This is a genomic window from Paraburkholderia bannensis, assembly GCF_014200455.1.
Classification (GTDB): Bacteria; Pseudomonadota; Gammaproteobacteria; order Burkholderiales; family Burkholderiaceae; genus Paraburkholderia; species Paraburkholderia bannensis_A.
In genome coordinates, this window is sequence record NZ_JACHBW010000004.1 from 188,966 (window position 1) to 209,294 (window position 20,329).

A 20,329-nucleotide genomic window follows, 5' to 3' on the forward strand; every position below is an offset into this window, starting at 1 on the left:
CATCGCTCTGAAGCGCGCATGAGTCCTTTCAAGCGCCGCGCGCGACCTTCGGCGCACGCAACTCGCGCAACAGCCGCTCGCCCTCTTTGGCCGTATAGCGCTTCACCGCCTCGCACCAGCCGCGCGCAAAACCCCGTTGATAGGGTTCAGCGTCCATGTGATCGAGAAAGCGCAGCGCCACCGCAGCATCGTTGCCGTCGCCAAGCACGCCTTGCAGACGCGCGAGCGTGCGCGCGGTTTCGGTACGCGTGCGGCGCGATGTGACCGACGCGAAGAACTCAAGCGTATAGCGCAGATACTTCGCGTTGATGCGTACGCGATGGCGGCTCGCCTCGTCGATGGCGGTAAGCTTCTGCGCCTGCGCAAGCCGTTCGTAATAGCGGCGAATGCGCTTGCGCGCGTGGCGATGCAGCGAAGCGCCGGCCTCGTCCGGCTCGACCGTTTGCTGCGCGAGATTCGCCAGCCATTGCAGCCAGGCGAGCGCCGCATGCGCATAGCGCAGCGAAGCCAGCGCCTCGCTCACCCGCGCACGCGCGGCCAGCCGAGCGGCTTCGGCCTCGTCGCGCACGGCCTGCCAGCGCGCCGAATCCTTATCGGCACTCGCGAGCGCCGGCAGGGTCGATTCGACGAACACGTCGCGATCGCGCGCCTCGCCGAGCAGCGCGCCGATCCACTTGAGATCGGGCTCGATGCGCGCGCGCCATGTCTCGTCCCGCCAGTGCGAGAAAATCCGCATGGCCGTACGCAGACGCCGCTGCGAAACGCGCATCTGATGAATGAACTCCGTATTGGCTGAATCGCGCACACCTGCATCGTTGCCGAACCATTGCACGCTGATATTGGCGCAAATCGTCACCAACGCTTCCTGCGCGCTCGACGCGCCACGCAAATCGACCGGAGCGGCATGGACCGCCTTTTCGTCGCCGACGACACTGCCTTGCGCCGCCCGTTCGAGCGCATCGCTCACGCGTACGAACGCGGGCAATGCATCGACCAGTTCGTGCGCGCAGGCGAACAGCGCATCGGCGAGCGGCGCAGCCTGTGTCTCTTCGGGCCAGGGAACGCTCACGCGCAGTTCATGCAGCCGCGCCATTTCGTCGCGTGTCGCACACACATCGGCATCGAGTTCAAGTTCCACGCCGGTAGTGTCGCGCGGCCACGCCCAGACGCGCCGCTCGGCCGTGAGCGTGGCTGACGGAGCAAGCTGGCCGGCTGCCGCAAGCGCCTCGCGAAACGCTTGGGGCGCGGCGTCGAAAAGCGCGCCATCCAGCCCCTCGGTTTCGAGATGAGCCGAGAATATCGGCTCGACAACCACGACGCCCGGCGTCCATTCGCGCCTGCTGGAGGCAACAACGCAATGCGCCGCTCCGCGTGTTTCGACTGCGATCCGCCAACCCGCCCGCGCGAGCGCGCCGTCATGGTCGAACGTGACGATCGAGACGGCTTCAGAAGTTTCGGCGCATGCCGCGAGAGACGGCAACGCAGCGCACAACATCGCCGCGCTATCGGGCGGCCGGGGAACTGAAACGACGGCCCCTGCCGACGAGCCCCGCGGCTCGATATTGACGACATCCAGCACGAGTTCCAGACGACGGACCATGAATGCTCCGTGGGTTCGTTAACCTGAGCACGCGGTGAACACGCGACCGCGTTACCGCCCCGATAGTACACGACGCGGAACCTTTGAAACTGTCAGGCGCAGGTCGCCCTTTCGCTTGCGCAGACTGACAGCGATCAACATCGACCGACGGCGAAAGTGGAAAAATGTCGAGATATCAATTCGATTAATCTCGTTTTATAAGGAGTATTGAGTGTTCCCCGAATATAGAGAACAGATCTCGCACCTCAAGGTCCACGACGAACACTTCGCGCGGCTCTTCAATCGCCACAACGAGCTCGATCAGCAGATCAAAAACATGGAAGCGGGCATCGTGCCCACCCATGGAATGGCCATCGAGCATCTCAAGAAGGAAAAGCTGCACCTCAAGGACTCGCTCTACACCATCCTGCGCAAGAGCAACAACGCCTGAACCTGGGCGTCGCGCGCATCGTCTTCCAGTCCGCTTCAACCCTCTCTCGTTACGCGGCATGCTCGCTGGCGTGCCGCGCGAGAGCACCCATCCGGGCCGACGTCTGCACGTCCGGCTCCGTCAAAACCGCGAGAACAACTATGCCAAAGTCCGCGTCACCCTCCCTCAGCCTGACTGCCTCGCAAGCCGGGCATTCCGTACACGATGGCGCCGAATGCGCCGGCGCTCGCCAACCGGATATCACGCCGCACAGCGCCGAATTGCGTACCGTCAACGCTTCGCTTGAAGCGGCATCGGAAATGATTGCAGGCGCCATGCACGACGTCATCGCCGCGCATGGCCAGAATCAGCAGGCTGCGAGCGGCAATACGGCCACGACGCTGCTCGACTCCATCGCCGCTCTCATGCGCGGCCTGTCTCCCGACGAAAGCGCACGACTGCGCAGTCTCGTGCTCGAAGGCAATCCGGCGGACTGGGGCAAATCCAGCTCCCGCCACCCCGACGACGAACTCGCCAACGGTTGGCGCGAAGGCATCTATCCGTATCGCCACCTCATGTCGCGACGCGCTTACGAGCGTCAAAAATACCGGCTGCAAGTCGAGTTGTTGAAACTTCAGGCGTGGGTGCGCGAAACGGGGCAACGCGTCGTCATCCTCTTCGAAGGTCGCGACGCCGCCGGCAAGGGTGGCACGATCAAGCGCTTCATGGAGCATTTGAACCCGCGCGGTGCGCGCGTTGTCGCACTGGAAAAGCCCACCGAACTCGAACGCGGCCAATGGTATTTCCAGCGCTATGTACAGCACCTGCCGTCGGCGGGCGAAATTGTTCTATTCGACCGCTCCTGGTACAACCGTGCGGGCGTGGAACGCGTGATGGGATTTTGCTCACCCGACGAATACACCGACTTCATGCAGCAAGCGCCGGAGTTCGAACGTCAGTTGATTCGCAGCGGGATTCATCTTATCAAGTTCTGGTTCTCCGTGAGCCGTGCGGAGCAGCGCCGCCGCTTCAAGGAACGCAGCGTGCACCCGCTCAAGCAATGGAAGCTAAGCCCCGTCGATCTCGCGTCGCTCGACAAGTGGGACGAATACACGCAGGCAAAGGAAGCGATGTTTGCCCAGACCGATACGGCCGACGCGCCGTGGACGGTGGTGCGCTCCGATTGCAAGAAGCGCGCACGTTTGAATGCGCTGCGCTATGTGCTGCATCAACTCCCCTACACGAGCCGGGATATCGAGGCGATTGGGGCCGTTGACCCGTTGCTGGTGAGTCGGGCGGTTTGAAATATGATCGACTCGCCGTTTCCTTCAGTCGTTTCGCAACCCTAACGTCATTAAACACCAAGAGGTTGTTAGTTCAGGCGAGGGGCGCCACCGAAGCCCCTTCGATACCATGCCGCGCGAGCGCCTCGGCGACAAAGCCCGACGCCTTCTTCCGCTCCACAAAATCCCCCAGCACGGCCACCGCCTGCTCGCCCCGGCTTCTCGACACGCCCATCGCCTGACGGATCACCATAAACCGCTCGTCCAGCAGACGCAGTCCGCTGATCTTGCCCGCATCGGCCTGCAATTGCTGCTTCACGCCCGCCGCCACTTCGAGGTCTTGCTCGATGAAGGTCCGCACGACCGTCGGCGACGTGGGCGCGCGCACGATCTGCGCCGCTTTGAGTTCGCGCGTCAGGAACAGATCGTAGGCACTACCCTTGCCAACGGCCACGCGATTGCGCGCTACGTCCACATCGGCATTGATGCGAACCGGCGAGTCTTCGTGCACCAGATAAAAGCCTTCGATCAGCACGTAGGGATTTGTGAACGCAATCGTCTCGCCGCGCTTGGGGTCCACCGCGAAAAAGCCGAAATCCGCGCGCTCGTCGCTCACCGCTTCGACCGATTTGCCCGCTGTATCGAACACCACGAGTTCGAGCGGCAAGCCAAGAAACGCCGCGAAATCGCGCGCAAGATCGACCGAAACGCCGAACGGTTCGCCCGTTTGCGCATCACGATTCGCCAGAATCGGATTGCCGGAATTGATGGAGGCGCGCAGAACGCCGGTAGGAGCAAAAGCCTGAATGAGAGCGGGATCGATGTTCATGATGATGGGTACGACGCCGCGTGCCAGGCGTCTGCTCAAGGGTCAAAAATTTCGCGGAGATTGGACAAAGCATCGAGCTTATAGTCCACCATTTGTGCCGCGCGCGCTTGCAAAACGCGCTTTCGCTGCTAGCTACCCGGATCGAGCAGATTGGAAGTGAAGTCGCACGATTGCGCCGCAAGCCGCGCCACCGCGGCACTGAGCGAGTGCGATTGCTCCGCCCGGTGCATCGCGACATACTTGACGGGAGGCAGCGCGGGCGAGGTCGGTACAACCACGAGCGCGCGGCGTTTGAGCATGCGGGCGAGACATGCCTGAGGCAAGTAACTGACTCCAAGCCCTGACAGCGTCAAGCCGATCTGCGCGATCAGGCTGTTGCTCGCCAGCACCTTCTGCAACGCCACGCCTTGCTCCGCCAGAAATCGGCTATACACATAGCCCGTTCCCGAAAGCCCACCCTGCAGGATCAGCGGAAACTTCGCGATCTCCGCAAGTGCAATGGTGCGCTTACCCGGCGCGAGGCTGGCCGCGCACATCCACGCATTCTGCACCTGCCCGACGGGCGTCGAGGCATAGGGTTCGACCTCATGGGTCTGCGGCACGATGATGACGTCCACCGTCGCCGCCGCCAGCCGCTCGCGCAAGGTCGCATTGAGATCCACCTCCGCTTCGACCTTGACCTTCGGATATTCGGCTTGTATCGCCGCGATCAAACGCGGCAACCACGTCAGCGCCGTGAGTTCGGTCACGCCGATGCGGATCTGCCGCACCAGCGCGTCTTTCGAACTCATGCGCTCGACGATCTGATCGCGCCGTTCGAGCAACTCCTTCGCATGCTCGAAGAACTCCGTGCCTTTCTCCGTGAGGCGCGCACTGCGATTCGCGCGATCGAACACCGCAACGTCGAATGCACGCTCCAGTTCCTGTACGCGTTTCGATACCGCCGATTGCGTGGTGTTCAGGCGCGTGGCGGCGGCCTCGAACGAACCCAGCTGAACAATCCAGTACAGGGCTTCCATTTGCTTGAAGGTCAGCATCGCGCATCGCTCACATCGCCAAAAGCGATAGTTTCTCATAGAAAAAAATCGCTTTTTTAGTTCATTTTGGCCAGCTACTTTTGCCCTCGACAGGCCCGAACAGAGGCCCGGCTTATCCCACTCAACCCTTACGTGTCTGGAGAATCCATGGAATCCGTGATGGAAACGCCCCACCCCGATCGCGTGGCGCGCAAGCCTCGCATCGGGCTTGCGTGGCAGATTGTGATCGGCCTTGTGGCCGGCATTGCGGTCGGGCTCGTCCTCAACCGTTTTCCGGAGTTTCGCGCAACGGCGATCAATGGCTTCCTGCAACCGGCCGGCGATATTTTTATCCGTCTGATCAAAATGGTCGTCGTGCCGATCGTTTTCACGAGCATGGTGATGGGTATCGCAGGTGTGGGCGACGGACGCTCGCTCGGGCGCATTGGATTAAAGACGCTCGTGTATTTCGAGGTCGTCACGACCATCGCCATCGTGCTGGGACTCGTACTGGGCAATCTGCTGCACCCGGGTCTCGGCACCGATCTGTCCCAACTCGGTCATACCGATATCTCGCGCTATCAGCAGACATCGCAGCAAACGCAGGGACATCACGGTTTCATGGCGCTGTTGCTGAGCATCGTCCCCGACAACATCATCATGGCGATGGGGCGCGGCGATCTCCTGCCCGTGATCTTCTTTTCGGTGCTATTCGGCCTGGGCCTGCAATCCGTGCCGGCCGAATATCGACATCCCGTGATCGCGACTTTCAAGGGCATCAGCGACACCATGTTCAAGGTCACCGGCATGGTGATGCGTTATGCGCCTTTCGGCGTGTGTGCGCTGATCGCCGTGACGGTTGCGAGCTTTGGCTTCGGTTCGCTGTTGCCGCTCATCAAGCTCGTCGCGGTGACCTATCTTGCGATCATCCTGTTCGCGGTTTTCGTGCTGGGTGTGACGGCGCGACTCTTTGGCTTCAACATTTTCACGCTACTGCGCGTCATCAAGGACGAATTGATTATCGCCTTCTCGACCTGCAGTTCGGCGACGGTCCTGCCGCAATTGATGAAGAAGATGGAGGACTACGGCGTGCCTAAAAGCATCACGACATTCGTGGTGCCGACGGGCTACACCTTCAATCTCGACGGCGCATCCATTTATCTCGGCATCGGCACGCTGTTTGTCGCGCAACTGTATGGCGTCCATCTTGGCCTGCAAGAGCAGATCGTGCTGGTGCTGACGATGGTCATCACGTCAAAAGGCGCGGCAGGCGTGCCTGGCTTCATGTTCGTCATCCTGCTGACGACGCTGGCGAGTGCGGGACTGCCGCTCGAAGGACTCGCTTTCATCGCGGGCGTCGACCGGATCATGGATATGGGACGCACCGCGCTGAACGTGGTGGGCAACGCGCTCGCGCCGCTCGTCATCGCCCGATGGGAAGGCCAGTATGACGCAGAAAAAGGTCGAGCCTATCTCGCGTCGCTGGACGCATGAACACAGACGAAAGCAGATGAAAACAGCAGTCGCAAACATGGAACAAGGAGCACATGCAATGAGCAGCAGTCGTGGACAGTTGTTTTCCGAATCGATGATGGAAGAGATCAAGCGCCGCTTTCATTATGTCGATCACGATGTCGATGGCCGCTCGCGGCTTTTCTTCGACAACGCCGGTGGCTCGTTCAGACTGAAATCGGCATTGGAAGCCTTTGCGCAGATCGACGCCTTGCCGGATTGTCCCGAGCGCATTCACGAGCGCGCACTGTTTTTGCAGGACATCCAGACGCGGGGCGAAGACGACATCCGCCGCATCCTCAACGCGCGCGACGGCAGCGTCTATCTCTCGCTTACCGCATCGGCGGGCATGTTCGAGATGGTGCGCGCGGTGATGGAAAACGTGCCGGGCAGCAATGCGGTGACGACCATTCTCGAACACCCGTCATCTTTCGATGCCATGACGTTGTATTGCGAGCGCACCGGTAAAACGCTGCGCGTCGCGCCAAGCAATGCCGAAACCGGCGGCGTGGATGTCGATGCGATCGTTTCGCTGATCGACGACGACACGGCGCTATTGAGCGTGATGTACGCGTCGAATATTTCGGGCGCGAAACTGGACATCGCAGCCATCGTCGAGCGGGCGCGCGCGCGCAAACCCGGTCTCTTCATCATCGTCGACGCAGTTCAACATGCGCCGCACGCAGTCATCGACCTGCAGAAAACACCTGTCGACGGCATCAACTTCGCGCCGTACAAATTCTTCGGCTGCCGGGGAGCGGGCGTGGCGTGGTTGTCGAAGCGGCTCGCGGAACTTCCGCATCATCGGCTCGCGGCCAGGGAAAACAGCGTGTGGGAACTCGGCAGTCCCGCGCCCGCGCACTTCGCCGTAGTCAGCGCCATGGTCAACTACGTCGCGTGGATCGGCGCGCAGTTCAGCGACGCCGAAGACCGGCGCGAACTGTTTGTGCAAGGCATGCAGCGCATCGAAGAGCATGAGCGCGCATTGCTTGCGTTGCTGCTCGACGGCGTGGATGGACAGCGCGGGCTACGCATGATCGAAGGCGTCAAGGTGTTCTGGGATCACGACGATCTGACGCGCCGCGATCTGATCGCCGGTATCGGCTTCGACGCGCTGGACCCCACTGCCGCCGTGCGCGCCTACGAAGAACGCGGCGTAATCGTCTATGAACGGATTGCGACGAGCCTCTATTCCGGTCGGATGTTGAAATCGTTCAACCTGGCGGGTGCGGTTCGCGTTTCTCCGCTGCATTGCCATTCGCCGGGCGATATCGCGCGGTTTCTGGCGGTGACCGAAGACATCGCGAGTGACAGCCGGCGCGTTGTTTAGCGCGCGGTGAGAGACAGACGCATCGGATTTTCTTTTGCTGCCCGGTGCGTCCCTTCTCATCGTTACTTCGTTACTTTGTTACGGTTTTGCCGAATTCGAAACCCGGCTAAACCGTTGCTCGACAACAGTCGCCCCCCACTGCCGCCCTTGCGCCTCGTCGGTCAGCCGAAAGCCGGCGCCATCGTAGAGATGCCGCGCCGCATTCAGGCCTTTAAAGGTCCAGAGAAAAGTTTCATCGAAATGCTCGTCCACAAAGGCCATTGCCCGTTCGAGCAAACGACGCCCGATGCCAGCGCCGCGCAACGTATCGTCGACGATGAACCATCGTAGATGCGCGATGCGCGTATCGGCATCGCCATCGATTGCCAGCGAAGCGAGAGACCTGCCGTTTTCCACATAAAGCCATAGCGCCTTTTGAGGATGCGGCAAAGACTCCGCGAATCCGGCCAACTCCGTTGCCACTTTGCGCTCGAAAAACACGCCAAATCCGGCATGTTGCGAATAAAACCGCGCATGCAGGCCGACGATATCGCCGATACAACCCGGTTGGTAGCCTTCAAGTATCTGCCCGGTGCCAGCGCCCGTTCCTGATAGTTTCTCGTTGCCATTATTGTCTTGCGCGAGCGCGTTGGCGTACAGCGAGAGCGATTTGACCAGCATTTGCTGGTCGGCTGGCGCGAGACGTCTGAGCGCATGCGATACCTGATCGGTCGCGAACTCATCGATTTTCGAGCGCAGCTTTTGCCCGGCGGCCGTCAAAAAAAGTTCGGACGCGCGTGCGTCATCGCTGGATGTTGTGCGCACAACCAGTCCGCCCGATTCAAGCTTTGCGATCTGCCTGCTTGTGTTCGACTTGTCCAGCCTCAGTATGGTGGCGAGGTCGCGCGCCTGGATGCCTGGCGTGGCGCCGATTTCGATGACAGCATGCACCGCCGACGGCGCGAGATCGCTATCGGCCAGCGTGCTGCGCATGAAACCAAGTTCGCGAACCAGTTTGCGCGAGCATTCCCGTAGTTCGAGGATGGTCTGGTCGCGCGCCTGCGCGGGCGGATTGATCACGTCCATACACCACCTCTGGAAGTTGCGGTTCGCAACCACTATAGTTGCGAACCGCAACTTTTTCAAGGTTCATCAAGTGCTTGTGGGTGGCCCGTGCGATGATGCGGCACGAACCATACGAGGTACGCAATGACTACACCATTCGACGAAGCAACCGCCGCGGCGATCGCCGCATTTGCCAAACTGGACCTCTACACCGCTGTGCAGTCGATGCGCGCCGAGGCCGACTACGATCGCGAACTCGATCAATGGGTCTCGCGCTACATCGAAGAGCATGGCGGCGGCGCGGACGACGCGCAATACGACGCCTTGCACGCGCAAGCCCAGGCGACGCCTGAATATGCAGAGTTCGTCGATGCGGTCCGCAGGGAACTCACGGAATATTTCGAAGTGACCGCCGATCAACTGGACGCGGTGGTCCTGCTGCGCGATGACGATAGCGATGAGCTTTGGGCTGAGGTCAATCGTCAGCGGAATGCGTTGGGCACGGGTGAGGTGCGTGGGGATCTTTGAGGGACGAACACGCTGATCGCCGCGAGCCGGGAAAGAATATGAACAGAAAACGTGTGACGTTCCTGATGAGCATCTTTTCTTTCACCGCGCTCGCCGGTTGCCATCCATTTCCGCATATCGCCATCGACTATTCCAGTTTGGGACAGACGCGATTCGATAAGGAATTAATGACTCACTGGCAGACCGGGGCTGAGCCATTGAGGCGCGACCTGCAGGAAATTGTCGACGCCCGGGGCGTTCAAGGCGCCGGCATTTCAGTTGAAGATCTGGAAGCACTGGGTGCACATTGCTTGCCTGGCCCGCAGGGCCTATGCCAGTACACTGGCGTCATACGCTACCGCTTATACGGTTTGCCGGACTCGTCAAAAGACGACAGAGCGACGACCCTCGTCTTTCAAATAAATATTCAAAGGCAAGCGGGATCGGCAACCGTCACTGTCGAAACGGAAGAGGTCGAATAGATGTCGCGACCCGCAGCGACCCGGGCCTGGACGCATCGCTGCCGATGATCAAGGCAAGAACGACAATCCCGCACAACATCGCGTCATATTCAAGCAGATCTCAAACGCCTGCCTGATGAGTGCCCCTCGGCCGGAAGCAGAATGGATCATGCCCGCAGCACTGCGCCTGGCGCATCCTCAATTCGCGTACTGCGCCAGTGAGGACAGCAAAAACGCACGACTCCCATGCAGTTTCACGTATTCGCAGCACGGCGCTCGCGGCTTAACATCGGCGCGTCGCTCATCACACCGCTATGCGAATGTCGAACTTCTCACTCATCCTTGTCGTTTCCATGTTGAGCGCCTTTGGCCTCATCGCCTCCGATGTCTACCTCCCGGCCATGCCCGCCATGGCGCATCAATTTGCTATTGGCGCCTGGCAAATGCCGCAGACGGTCTCGGCTTATCTGATCGCGCTGGCCTGCGCACAACTTTTCTTCGGCCCACTATCCGATCGCTGGGGACGCAAACCCGTGCTCTCGGTCGGGATCCTGCTCTATGTGCTTGGCTCGCTGGGCTGCGCGAGCGCCAACGGGTTCACCAGCTTTCTGACGTGGCGCATGCTCGAAGCACTCGGCGCCGCATCGGGACTGGTGATCGGCCGCGCGATCATCGCTGATACCTGCGACAAGAAGAGCTCTGCGAAGGTGTACAGCGTCGTTTATCCGCTTGTCTCGCTCTCACCGGCTCTCGCGCCCGCGATTGGCGGCAATCTGGCCGCGTGGTTCGGCTGGCGCAGCGATTTTCTATTCGTCGCCGCGTTTGGGCTGGTCGCATTCTGCCTCGTGCAGACGTTGCTCAAAGAAACGCGCGTGGCCAGCGCGACGCCTCAACTCATGAATCCCTTCGCAGGCTTCGCCGATGTGCTTCGCGACCGCGCATTCGTGCGTTATACGCTTGTGGTCTGCGCGATCTATTGCGCCTGGTTCATTTACCTGACGCAGTCGCCGTTCATCTTCTCGGGCTTTGGCCTGTCCGAGCAGCAAAGCGGTTGGCTCTATCTGCCGCTCACTATTGGCATCATCTCGGCCAACCTGGTCTCGCGTCGCCTGCTTGACCGTGTCTCCTACGATTCGATTGTCGTCGCCGGAGTCGCGTGTTTCGTTGCGGGCGCAATCGCTTTCATTGCGTTCCAGTGGTGGGACATGGCACATGTCTTCACGATCGTCCTGCCCATGTTCCTCGTCAGCCTCTCGAACGGTTCCTCGCTGTCGCTCGCGGTGTCGGGCGCGATCGCCAGCGAACATGGACGGGCGGCGACGGCCTCAGGGCTGGTCGGCTTCTTCCAGATCGGCAGCGCGTCGCTCGCGGCAGCAGCGGCGAGCGGTCTGCTAGGGACCGGCAGCCAAGTGCTGGCGATTGGCGTGCCGTGCTGCGCGCTGGTCGCCGCGCTCTCAATCGTGCCACGATGGTACGCCGCGCGGAGAACGTTAGCGCTTCGCAAGGGCGCGTGGCGCTAAGCGATCAGTGTGTGCCAGCGACGTTGCCTCGCTGGTTCTCCGCTGTACCGAGGCTTACTCGCTAACACAGGCGCTCGAAGGATTCGTCGATTGCGTCGATGGCCGCGCGCACGCGCGCGGCACGATTCAAGTCGCCGTGCAATACGAGCCACACCTGATACGGGCGCGCGCGCGATCTATCGGGCCACACACGCACGAGCGCATCATCCGTTCTGGCCATATAAACAGGCAATTCGCCAATGCCAATGCCCGCGCGCACGACCGTCGCCAGCATAAGACTCGAACTGACCTCGGCGACGACGCGTCCTTTCGTCGTCGGCTCGCCGCAAATGGACGAATCCTGATTGCGCGTAATCGAGGACTGGTACATCACGAGGTCGTGGCCCTCGAATGCCTTTCCGCGCTCGGGTTCGCCGCGTGCGGCGAGATACTCGCGGCTCGCGAACAGGCCAACCTCCCATTCCGCCAGTTTGCGGCATACGAGATCGGGATTTTCAGGTCGAACGGTTCGAATCGCGAGATCGGCGTCGCGCCGCGCGAGATTCAGCACCTGAATCGACGTGCTCAGCACCACTCGGATGGCGGGATGTTGCACACGCAACCGTCGCAGCGCCGGCACCACGAAATCGAGGGCGAGCGAATCCGTCGTGGTCACCCGCACTTCGCCTTCAAGGCGATCGTCCGCGCCTTGTGCGCGGCGCTCGAACTCACTGGCCGCGTGCTCCATCGCCTCCGCGGCCTCTATCGATTGCTCGCCGATTGGCGTGGCCACGAATCCGGTTGAGGTCTTTAGAAAGAGCTTTGCGCCAAGCGCCTTTTCAAGCGCGGTAAGCCTGCGCCCCACTGTCGCCTGATCGACTTCCAGTCTGGCGGCCGCTTCGCGCAACGTGCCGGACCGATGCACCGCGAGAAATACCCTTGCGTCATCCCAGTTCATGTAGTTCTTTCTTCCACCTGTTTCTAGCATTTTTGCATTGCTTGCCTGCGATTTTACGTGTTGAAGTTTGCACACTCAATATGAACAATCCGGTCTAAACCGAATTCGAATAAGGCCTCGTCAGGATGACTAACCGGGCGATTGCCGGAGAATGGACGAAGACCATAAGACGAAATTGAAAATGCTGCTGGCATTAATGAACACAGATCTAACCACAAAATTTTTCGTCCTTTCGCAATGCAAGCATTCTTCAATGCCTGATAGATAAAACCTCTACAGTGATTTTTAGACGCCAGTCGACTTACATTCGCACTCCGTAAATTGCTAGATCAGGTCACGGATCAGCGATAGAGCTGCCCCGACGGTGGCTTTCTAACCTCAGTCGGGGACTGCCGATATCGAGGGTTGGAATCAGCGCAAGCAGCCGACCGCGCAGGCTAATTCAAGTCGCATACTGCGCCACCCCATTCCCAAACGACCAGTTCTCCCTCGCCACATCCACGAGATTGACGAACACATCCTCTTTCCTCACGCCCGGATCCTGCGCGAGGTTTTCCGCGATCTTCGCGAACAGCGCCTTTTTCTGATCCTGCCCGCGCGTATTGTTCGCCGCGATCTGGACTATCACGAGGTCGTCGCTGCGCTCGATCCCCAGATAATGGCGGCCAAACAGAAAGTTATCGGCGTCATGCTCGGTGACGATCATGAACTGATCGTCTTCGGGCACCTTGAACACTTCCATGAGCGCGCGGTGCACGCCCTGCATGAGCGCCTTGCGGTAGGTGGCGGGTTTGCCGGCGCGTACGGCGATTCGGGTGAGAGGCATGTCAGGCTCCATCGGGTTGAATGAACATGACAGCAGCTTAGTCCGCAGTTATCATAACAAAAAGATATCACTGCATATTTCATTCATTTACAGTGAAAATGAAACCACTTGATCTCGACGCCGTGCGCGCCTTCGTGCTGGTCGCGGAACTGCACAGCTTCACGCGCGCCGCCGATGCGCTCGGCACGACTCAATCCGCGGTGAGCCTCAAGCTCAAGCGCCTCGAAAGCCATCTGGGGCGGCAACTGCTCGAACGCACGCCGCGCGTCGTGCGCCTCTCGCCGGACGGTCTGACTTTCCTAGCCGCCGCGCGCGATCTGCTGGGGGCGCACGAGCGAGCGCTCGGTGCGCTTACGGGAGACACCCGGCGGCTTGCGCTCGGGCTGAGCGAGCACGTCGCCGACGCCCAGCTCGCGCGTCAGCTCGCGTTGCTGCGCGCCCACGATCCGGGACTCGTGATCGCCCTGCAGCTGGGTTCGTCGGGGCAGTTGCTTGCGCAGTTCGACGAGCGGCGTCTGGACGCCGTGATCGTGCGTCAGGAAGCCGATGAAGCACCGCGCGGCGATGCCCGCCCGCTGTTCGACGAGCCGCTGGTCTGGCTTGCCTCACCCGATCTGCAATGGTCGCCGGGCACGCCGCTGCCGCTTGCACTGCTGGCTGCACCGTGCGCCGTGCGTGCGGCGGCCATCGGTGCGCTCGATGCGTCCGGGACGGCGTGGAACGAGGTGTTCGTGGGTGGCGGTGTGGCGGCTGTCGGCGCCGCGCTGGAGGCCGGTCTGGCGTTGTCGGCGCTGGCGCGGCGAGTGGCGCCGCGCGCGCTGGTCGATGTCGGCGCGAAGCTCGGTTTGCCGCCCTTGCCGCTGTCGCGGGTGAGCCTGCTCTCGCGCGTGCGCGAGCCGCGCTCGGCGGCGACCTTGCAATTGCTTGCTTCGAGTCTGGGCAGCGCGTAAGCGCCGCGCATCAACTCAGGGATCAACTCAGGAATCAACTCAGGATCGGCGGAAGAGCCTGCGGCTGAGGCGTCGTGCGTTTGACCGATACGGCGGGCGTGGACGCAGGCGCGGGCGCATCGACCATCAGCTTGCGGCGCTGGGCCGGGCGCACAGCGGCCGGCTTGGCGGCCTTGTACGCGCTGGTCTGACGCGCGGTGTGCGGAGCAGACGTTTGCGCGCTCGAATGGCCTTTTGGCGCTTGCGCGGAGTGGGAAGATCGGGCCGTCGCATTGGCGTGCCGCGCGCCTTTCTTATGCAGCTGATGCAGCGGCGTCTTCGCAGACAGGTCATGCTTGTGCGCCGACTTATGCGCTGCTTTATGCGCCGACTTCGGCGCCGAATGCTGCGCCTTCGCGGCATGCGCCGCCACTGGCGCGGCTGCCCACGCCGTCGCCGTCGCGAAGCACCCTGCCGCGACTACCACCAACACTGCACGCACGCCGCGCCTCCGTCGATGAGCCGTTGTCGTCTCGTATTAACCGGGCGGCGATTATACCGAAGCCAAATCAACGGCCATCGCGCCAGACGGCATCGAAACCGGTCAGCCCTTCAAGGCAGCGCCATCTCCGCCGCGCCCTTGGCGCGCGCGGCCTGCACGGAGATCGACCAGTGCCGCGGCGTCATCGCTTCGACCATCGTCAGGCGGCCTTCGGCGATAAACGCGCCGGTGTCGATGAATATCTGCGAGCCGATCTGGCGCAGCTCGCGCACCGGCGTATGTCCGCAATAAGTCGGCGAAAGTGCGTGGCGCGCCGGCGCGCCCGCCTTGAGCGCGAGTTCGCGGCCCCACAGCATGCGCTCGCGCACGGCGGCGTCGAACTGGCCGGCGTCGAGTTCGGCGTCGTCGCCGAAGAATTCCGCGTGCAGCACGTTAAAGCGACCAGCGCCCTCGCCGACGGTGCGCGCGAGCGGCAGTTCACGCAGCCGTTTGGCATGCGCCGCGAGCGTGCGCTCCGGCAGCGATTGCGACCACGCCCCGCCAATGCTGTACCAGCGATGCCGTGGCAGCCGCCCTTCGACGACGGCGCACAGCGAATCTTCGTGATTGCCGAGCACCGCGTAGAACCACGGTTTGTCGAGCAGCGCCAGCGCTTCTTCGCACTGGTTGCCGCGATCGACCAGATCTCCCACCGAAAACAGCCGGTCGCGCGCTGCATCGAAGGCCACTTCATGAAGCAGATAGCGCAAGGGATCCACGCAACCGTGCAGGTCGCCGATCACGAAATCGCGACCGGCCGCATTGGCCGCGTGATGCACAACTTCAGGAACAAGAGTGGGCGTCATCGCCTCATGATAGCCCTCTGTGCGCGCTGCGTATGCGTGCTGAACCGCTTTTTGCCAAAGGTTTCCCGGAGGACTTTTACACGGCGGCAACTCAAGCGGTAAAAGCTGCGCATGACGTATTTATTGCGCCTGCGCGCGCAAGTCCGCGATCCGGCTGACGGTGGTCGCCGTGGCTGGATTGCCGAAGCGTTTTGTCACGTAATTCGCGAGCGCCGCGATCTGCGCATCGTCCAGTTCGTCCGCGAACGCCGGCATCAGCACATCGGCGTTCTTCGTCTGCCGTCTCACGCCATAGAGGATCACCATCGCGAGGTTATCGGCGCTCGATGCGCCCACGGTGCTGTTGTGGATCAGCGACTCATACGCGCTCGTCGCGCTGGCCGCCGCGCCGCCCGTCACGCCCGCTCCGGTCCAGCGGTGACAACTCGCGCAGTTCGCGACGAACAGTTGCGCGCCGCTCACCTTGCCCGCATCGCCAACGCCGCCCACGCCGCTGCCGCGCAGCGTGGTTACATCGTCGATGGCGGGCTCTCCTAACATATCGCGCGGGCGCAGCTCCTTGACGTGCTCCAGATCCCTCACGCCAGGTTGGGCTCGAAGAAACACGCTCATCGCGCGCAAGTCTTCCGGCCTCAGATATTGCGTGGCGTTCTGCACGATCTCCGCCATGGGTCCGGCCGCGCTCGCGTGGCCCGCCGCGACGCCGGTCGTCAAATAGCGCATTAGCGCGTCGTCGCTCCAGCCGCCGATCCCGCTCACCCGGTCGGGCGTGATGTTGTAGGCCAGCCAGCCCGCCTGGGTTCCGCCCGAAAAGCGCCGGGTTTTGCTCAGGCCATACGTGAGGTTGCGCGGCGTGTGGCATTCCTCGCAGTGCGCCAGGCCTTCGACAAGATAAGCGCCTCGGTTGTACTCCGCGCTTTGGTGCGGATCGGGCACGAAGCGGGCAGGCTCGAAATTCAGCAGATTCCACAGCGCGATCAGCCCGCGCAGCTTGAACGGGAAATGCAGCAGATTGGCGGGCGGCGTATAGCGGATCGGCGCGAGCGTGCGCAGATACGCGCGGATCGCCAGCACGTCCCCATCTGACACGCGCGTGAATTCGACGTACGGGAACGCCGGAAAGAGCCGCTCGCCGTCACGGCCCATGCCTTCGTGCATCGCCCGCAGGAAATCAGCGTCGCTCCATGCGCCGATGCCGGTTGCGAGGTCGGGCGTAAGGTTGGGCGTATAGAGCCGGCCAAACGGCGAGTCGATGGCCCTTCCGCCAGCGAAGGGCCGCGCCGGATCGGCGGTATGGCAGCCGGCGCAATTGCCCAAGCGCGCGAGATACTCGCCGCGACGCACGAGATCGGCGCGCCTGGTGTGTGTATCGGCGTCCGTCGTCGTCGACGAACCTTCGCCACGCGCCACCGATATCGGCATCGCCTCGACGGCACGCGTCGCCGGTTCCTGCGCCGCCTGCCGCGCCACGTAGAGCGAAAAACCGCAGAACAGCAGCGCAAAAGCCGTCATATAGCGCGAGACTCGCCTCATGGCTCATGCCGTAGTTTGTCCGCGAGCTTGAGCGCGAGCGCGGCCACGGTCAGCGTACAGTTCACCGACCCAGCAGCCGGCATCACGGCGCTGCCCGCAATAAACAGGTTCGAATGGTCGTGTGTGCGGCAATCGGCATCGACCACCGAATCGTCCGGATTCGCGCCCATGATCGTGGTGCCCATGATGTGATGGTTGGGCGCGAAACTATCGTCGAACGCAACGTCGATACCGCCAAACAACTGCGCGATCTGCGCGTAGATCGCGCGCGTATTCGCAGCGCTTTTCTTCACATAATCGTTGATCGAATAATGGATTTCAGGCTGGGCGATCCCCAGCGCGTCCCTGTGTTCACTGGACGGCAACACGCAGTTTTGCGGCTCGGGCAACTGCTCGTGAAAACTTCTGATGGTGAGCGTGCGCGCGGCGCGGTCGTGAATCGCGCGGTCGAGTTCCGCGCCGGTAAGGCCGTTGCCGATGAGTGCGGCGGTCACGGCGGGCGTGGCGACAGCGTTCGACACATGCAGCTTTTTGGCTGCGTAATCGGAGCGAAACGCGCCGTCGCGCAGATTCACCACCGAGGTCATTTCCATCGGCCCGCGCCCCGGCCAGAGCGCTTCGTTGGCGAGAAAGCTCACGCCGGTGCCCGGATGATCCATCAGGTTGCGGCCCACCTGATCCGACCGGTTGCCGATGCCCTGCGCAAACGCGGCGCTCGTGGAAAGCAGCATGAGCTTGGGCGTTTCGATGCCGTTGGCGGCCAGCACGAACAGCCTGCCGCTCACGCGCGTGCTGCTGCCATGCGGGTCTTTATAGTGCACCGCGAGAATGCGGCCCTTGTCATCGGCTTCGATGCGATACACCACGGCTTCGGGCATGAGTTTCGCGCCCGCCCTCACGGCTTTGACCACGTGAACGATGCCGTTGTACATCGCCCCGATCGGACAGATCGGCATGCAATTGTTGTTTCCGCAACAAATCGGCCGCGCGTCGTAGGGGCGGCTGTTGCGCGCAACCGGTTCGGGCACCACGCGAAAGCCGTTGGCGTTGAGCACTTCGGCGAAGCGCTGGTCCATGTACGAGAGCGGCAGCATGGTCATCGGATAAGGCCGCGAGCGCGGCGAGCCGGGATCGTGCGCAGCGTCGGAAGCGTCCGGGCCAGAGACGCCCAGTTCCGCTTCGGCGGCGCAATACCACGGCTCCAGCGTCTCATAGGCATAAGGCCAGTCGCGGCCCACGCCATACTGCGTCTTCAGTCGAAAGTCTGCCGGCAAAAGCCGCCAGGCCGACGCCGCCCAATGCCACGTCGTGCCGCCCACCAGCCGCAGATATTGCGCGTTATAGACAGACTCGCCCTTCTGCACCAGATAGCCATTGGGCGTCGAATACTGCGGATGCGGCGCCCACGGCGCGCTCGGGTAAGGCGCGGCAAAATCGGTTTTAGCGGGCGAATTGCGAAAGTTCTCGACGATCTGCCAACGCGCGAGACGCGGGCCCGCTTCGAGCAGGATCACCGCCGCGCCGGCCTGGGCCAGCCGATACGCAACGAGGCTCCCCGCCACGCCCGAGCCGACCACCACCACATCGGCAGAGTGCTCTTTCGCCATCGTCGCCTCTCTTCTTCTGCTTTATTGCGCGGCAGATTCAACTAATCGAGTGATGCCGTCGGGACGGCGAAGTCCGGTGGCTTGAGCGCCCAGTAAAACGGCAGGTCGCGGCAATACGAAGGAATCGTCAGCACATCATCGACGGCGTCGAACATTAACGCTTTCTCGTAGGCCAGCACGCGCACGTTCGGCGTCTGACCAATCAGCCCAAGATACCAGGCTCGCACGACGTCGCTCACCGCTGCGGCGAGTTCGGGCGACTCGGGCTTGAGCGCCGCCGTGACGATGTCCGATGGCACGCCGCCGTGCCCCTGCAACCACCTGTTGAGCGCGCGGACGTTGCGCTCGAACCGGCTGTCCGCCAGCACCAGCGCGGTATAGATGCGCTGGCCAAGCACCGCATCGAAACGCGTGCGGCCCGTGAGACGTTGCGAGAGCGCGATAAAGGCGCGATAGCCGTTTTCGGCAGACGTCGCGCCCAATGCCGGGGTCATGCCTAAGTCGTACGGAACAAGGCGCCGTCCAGACAGGGCGAATGCCAGCATCGCGGCGCATGCGCATGCGCGCGTCATGAAACGTCGGCGGCCCGAAACAGCAGCGGTGGCAGCGGCACGATCGTGCGGAGAATAAGGTCTCCCGCTTTGCGTCTCGCCGTTCATGCGTACTCCAAACGAAGCCGCCCGCGCAAGGCGTCGGATCCTCCATCGAGGTTTGCAATCGTTTTTGATCACACGAGCGTGCTCGCACGCAATGCGTATGACAAATCGCTTCGCCGATGCAAGGCACGGAGGCCACCCGGTGCTGGCAATATAGCCCCGCCTCGCATCGTTCGACAAACCGTAAGGCGCGGTCCGTAAAATAACGCCGCATCGGCGGTCCGATTAAGATCCTTTCAACCATTCGCATGCCGACGGCTGCGCAGTATCACTGCAACTGCGGCCCGGTGCGCGTCCAACAATAGCGAGCGTGGCGATGAACCCTCTTCCGCAAGTCCTGCGCAACCGTCCGCATTTGACAATCGGCCTCGCGGTGGGCATCGTGCTCGGTCTGCTCTCGCCGGTCGCGCTGCGGCCCGTGGCGCGCGTGCTGCTCGGCTGGGATGCCGCGATCTGGACCTACCTGGTGCTCATCTGGATTCATATGGTGCGCACCGACGAGCAGAGTGTGCGCGCCAACGCCCAGCGCGAGGACCAGAGCGCCAGCACGGTGCTCTTCATCGTCTGTACGGCGACGGTGGCGAGCATCGTCGCCATCGTGCTGGAACTGGGCACCACCAAGGATCTGGGCACGGCGTCCAAGGTGCTGCATTCCCTGCTCACGGGCTTGACGCTGATCGGCGCGTGGTTCCTGATTCCGACCATCTTCACGCTGCACTACGCGCGCGTCTACTACGGCTCCGATCCCCAGTCGCCCGCGCTGGCCTTCCCGGACAAGCACCTCACGCCCAACTACTGGGATTTCCTGTATTTCTCGTTCACGATCGCCTGCGCCTCGCAGACCGCCGATGTGGGCATGCGTGGGCGCAGCGCACGCCGCAGCGTGCTGGCGCAGTCGATCCTGTCCTTCTACTTCAATGTCTCGGTGCTCGGGCTGTGCGTGAACATCGCCGCGAGCATGGTCGGCAACTGATACATCGCGG

General features: G+C 62.1%; 20 protein-coding genes. 9 read left to right on the forward strand and 11 right to left on the reverse strand.

Annotated elements, in window-relative coordinates; all coding sequences use genetic code 11:
• Nucleotides 1-28 precede the first annotated feature (28 nt).
• Complete coding sequence (locus F4827_RS08805) at nucleotides 29-1,600, reverse strand: CHAD domain-containing protein (protein WP_183723605.1); 1,572 nt, start codon at nucleotides 1,598-1,600, stop codon at nucleotides 29-31.
• A 211-nt stretch (nucleotides 1,601-1,811) separates the two neighbouring features.
• Between F4827_RS08805 and F4827_RS08810 the strand changes: the two genes are divergently transcribed.
• Nucleotides 1,812-2,030, forward strand: coding sequence for a YdcH family protein (locus F4827_RS08810; protein ID WP_183723606.1), 219 nt, complete (start codon nucleotides 1,812-1,814; stop codon nucleotides 2,028-2,030).
• 140 nt (nucleotides 2,031-2,170) lie between these two features.
• Entirely contained in the window at nucleotides 2,171-3,313 is a 1,143-nt protein-coding gene (gene ppk2 / locus F4827_RS08815) for a polyphosphate kinase 2 (RefSeq protein WP_183723607.1), read from the forward strand.
• Between the two features lie 73 nt (nucleotides 3,314-3,386).
• Here the strand turns inward: ppk2 and F4827_RS08820 are convergent, their stop codons facing one another.
• The gene (locus tag F4827_RS08820) at nucleotides 3,387-4,121 is read right to left on the reverse strand and encodes an ABC transporter substrate-binding protein (RefSeq protein ID WP_183723743.1); all 735 of its coding nucleotides are present in this window, start codon (nucleotides 4,119-4,121) and stop codon (nucleotides 3,387-3,389) included.
• A gap of 128 nt (nucleotides 4,122-4,249) precedes the next feature.
• Nucleotides 4,250-5,158: a LysR family transcriptional regulator gene (locus F4827_RS08825; protein ID WP_183723608.1), complete on the reverse strand. Its 909-nt coding sequence runs from the start codon at nucleotides 5,156-5,158 to the stop codon at nucleotides 4,250-4,252.
• Between the two features lie 147 nt (nucleotides 5,159-5,305).
• Here F4827_RS08825 and gltP point away from each other — a divergent pair, with 147 nt between their 5' ends.
• Both gltP and F4827_RS08835 read left to right on the forward strand, forming a co-directional pair.
• The gene (gene gltP / locus F4827_RS08830; RefSeq protein ID WP_183723609.1) at nucleotides 5,306-6,631 is read left to right on the forward strand and encodes a glutamate/aspartate:proton symporter GltP; all 1,326 of its coding nucleotides are present in this window, start codon (nucleotides 5,306-5,308) and stop codon (nucleotides 6,629-6,631) included.
• 58 nt (nucleotides 6,632-6,689) lie between these two features.
• Nucleotides 6,690-7,979 (forward strand): aminotransferase class V-fold PLP-dependent enzyme, encoded by a 1,290-nt coding sequence (locus F4827_RS08835; protein WP_183723610.1) that lies wholly within the window; start codon nucleotides 6,690-6,692, stop codon nucleotides 7,977-7,979.
• 78 nt (nucleotides 7,980-8,057) lie between these two features.
• On the opposite strand, the gene F4827_RS08840 is transcribed toward F4827_RS08835, so the two are convergent.
• The gene (locus F4827_RS08840; RefSeq protein WP_183723744.1) at nucleotides 8,058-9,044 is read right to left on the reverse strand and encodes a bifunctional helix-turn-helix transcriptional regulator/GNAT family N-acetyltransferase; all 987 of its coding nucleotides are present in this window, start codon (nucleotides 9,042-9,044) and stop codon (nucleotides 8,058-8,060) included.
• Nucleotides 9,045-9,167: 123 nt separating this feature from the next.
• Here F4827_RS08840 and F4827_RS08845 point away from each other — a divergent pair, with 123 nt between their 5' ends.
• The 3 genes from F4827_RS08845 to F4827_RS08855 all read left to right on the forward strand — a co-directional run bounded on the left by F4827_RS08845 (nucleotide 9,168) and on the right by F4827_RS08855 (nucleotide 11,511).
• A complete protein-coding gene (locus tag F4827_RS08845) occupies nucleotides 9,168-9,551 on the forward strand; it encodes an ATP-dependent protease (RefSeq protein WP_183723611.1) in 384 nt (127 codons plus the stop codon).
• Nucleotides 9,552-9,589: 38 nt separating this feature from the next.
• Complete coding sequence (locus tag F4827_RS08850) at nucleotides 9,590-10,012, forward strand: hypothetical protein (protein ID WP_183723612.1); 423 nt, start codon at nucleotides 9,590-9,592, stop codon at nucleotides 10,010-10,012.
• Between the two features lie 299 nt (nucleotides 10,013-10,311).
• Complete coding sequence (locus F4827_RS08855; protein WP_183723613.1) at nucleotides 10,312-11,511, forward strand: multidrug effflux MFS transporter; 1,200 nt, start codon at nucleotides 10,312-10,314, stop codon at nucleotides 11,509-11,511.
• A gap of 61 nt (nucleotides 11,512-11,572) precedes the next feature.
• Here F4827_RS08855 and F4827_RS08860 read toward each other — a convergent pair whose 3' ends face one another.
• Together F4827_RS08860 and F4827_RS08865 are read right to left on the reverse strand one after the other, a co-directional pair.
• Nucleotides 11,573-12,448, reverse strand: coding sequence for a LysR family transcriptional regulator (locus F4827_RS08860; protein WP_183723614.1), 876 nt, complete (start codon nucleotides 12,446-12,448; stop codon nucleotides 11,573-11,575).
• Between the two features lie 442 nt (nucleotides 12,449-12,890).
• Nucleotides 12,891-13,274, reverse strand: coding sequence for a tautomerase family protein (locus F4827_RS08865; protein WP_183723615.1), 384 nt, complete (start codon nucleotides 13,272-13,274; stop codon nucleotides 12,891-12,893).
• 98 nt (nucleotides 13,275-13,372) lie between these two features.
• Here F4827_RS08865 and F4827_RS08870 point away from each other — a divergent pair, with 98 nt between their 5' ends.
• Entirely contained in the window at nucleotides 13,373-14,224 is an 852-nt protein-coding gene (locus F4827_RS08870) for a LysR family transcriptional regulator (RefSeq protein ID WP_183723616.1), read from the forward strand.
• A gap of 34 nt (nucleotides 14,225-14,258) precedes the next feature.
• Here F4827_RS08870 and F4827_RS08875 read toward each other — a convergent pair whose 3' ends face one another.
• The 5 genes from F4827_RS08875 to F4827_RS08895 all read right to left on the reverse strand — a co-directional run bounded on the left by F4827_RS08875 (nucleotide 14,259) and on the right by F4827_RS08895 (nucleotide 19,349).
• Complete coding sequence (locus tag F4827_RS08875; protein ID WP_183723617.1) at nucleotides 14,259-14,705, reverse strand: hypothetical protein; 447 nt, start codon at nucleotides 14,703-14,705, stop codon at nucleotides 14,259-14,261.
• Nucleotides 14,706-14,815: 110 nt separating this feature from the next.
• Complete coding sequence (locus tag F4827_RS08880; RefSeq protein WP_183723618.1) at nucleotides 14,816-15,550, reverse strand: metallophosphoesterase; 735 nt, start codon at nucleotides 15,548-15,550, stop codon at nucleotides 14,816-14,818.
• A 120-nt stretch (nucleotides 15,551-15,670) separates the two neighbouring features.
• Nucleotides 15,671-17,083, reverse strand: a complete 1,413-nt coding sequence (locus F4827_RS08885) for a cytochrome c (RefSeq protein WP_183723619.1) — start codon at nucleotides 17,081-17,083, stop codon at nucleotides 15,671-15,673.
• The gene (locus F4827_RS08890; protein ID WP_183723620.1) at nucleotides 17,080-18,690 is read right to left on the reverse strand and encodes a GMC family oxidoreductase; all 1,611 of its coding nucleotides are present in this window, start codon (nucleotides 18,688-18,690) and stop codon (nucleotides 17,080-17,082) included. The genes F4827_RS08885 and F4827_RS08890 overlap by 4 nt, the downstream gene beginning before the upstream one ends.
• Nucleotides 18,691-18,731: 41 nt before the next feature.
• Complete coding sequence (locus tag F4827_RS08895; RefSeq protein WP_183723621.1) at nucleotides 18,732-19,349, reverse strand: sugar dehydrogenase complex small subunit; 618 nt, start codon at nucleotides 19,347-19,349, stop codon at nucleotides 18,732-18,734.
• Nucleotides 19,350-19,662: 313 nt separating this feature from the next.
• On the opposite strand from F4827_RS08895, the gene F4827_RS08900 reads away from it, so the two are divergent.
• On the forward strand, nucleotides 19,663-20,319 hold the full coding sequence (locus F4827_RS08900; protein WP_183723622.1) for a DUF1345 domain-containing protein: 657 nt from the start codon (nucleotides 19,663-19,665) through the stop codon (nucleotides 20,317-20,319).
• The last annotated feature ends 10 nt before the right edge of the window (nucleotides 20,320-20,329 follow it).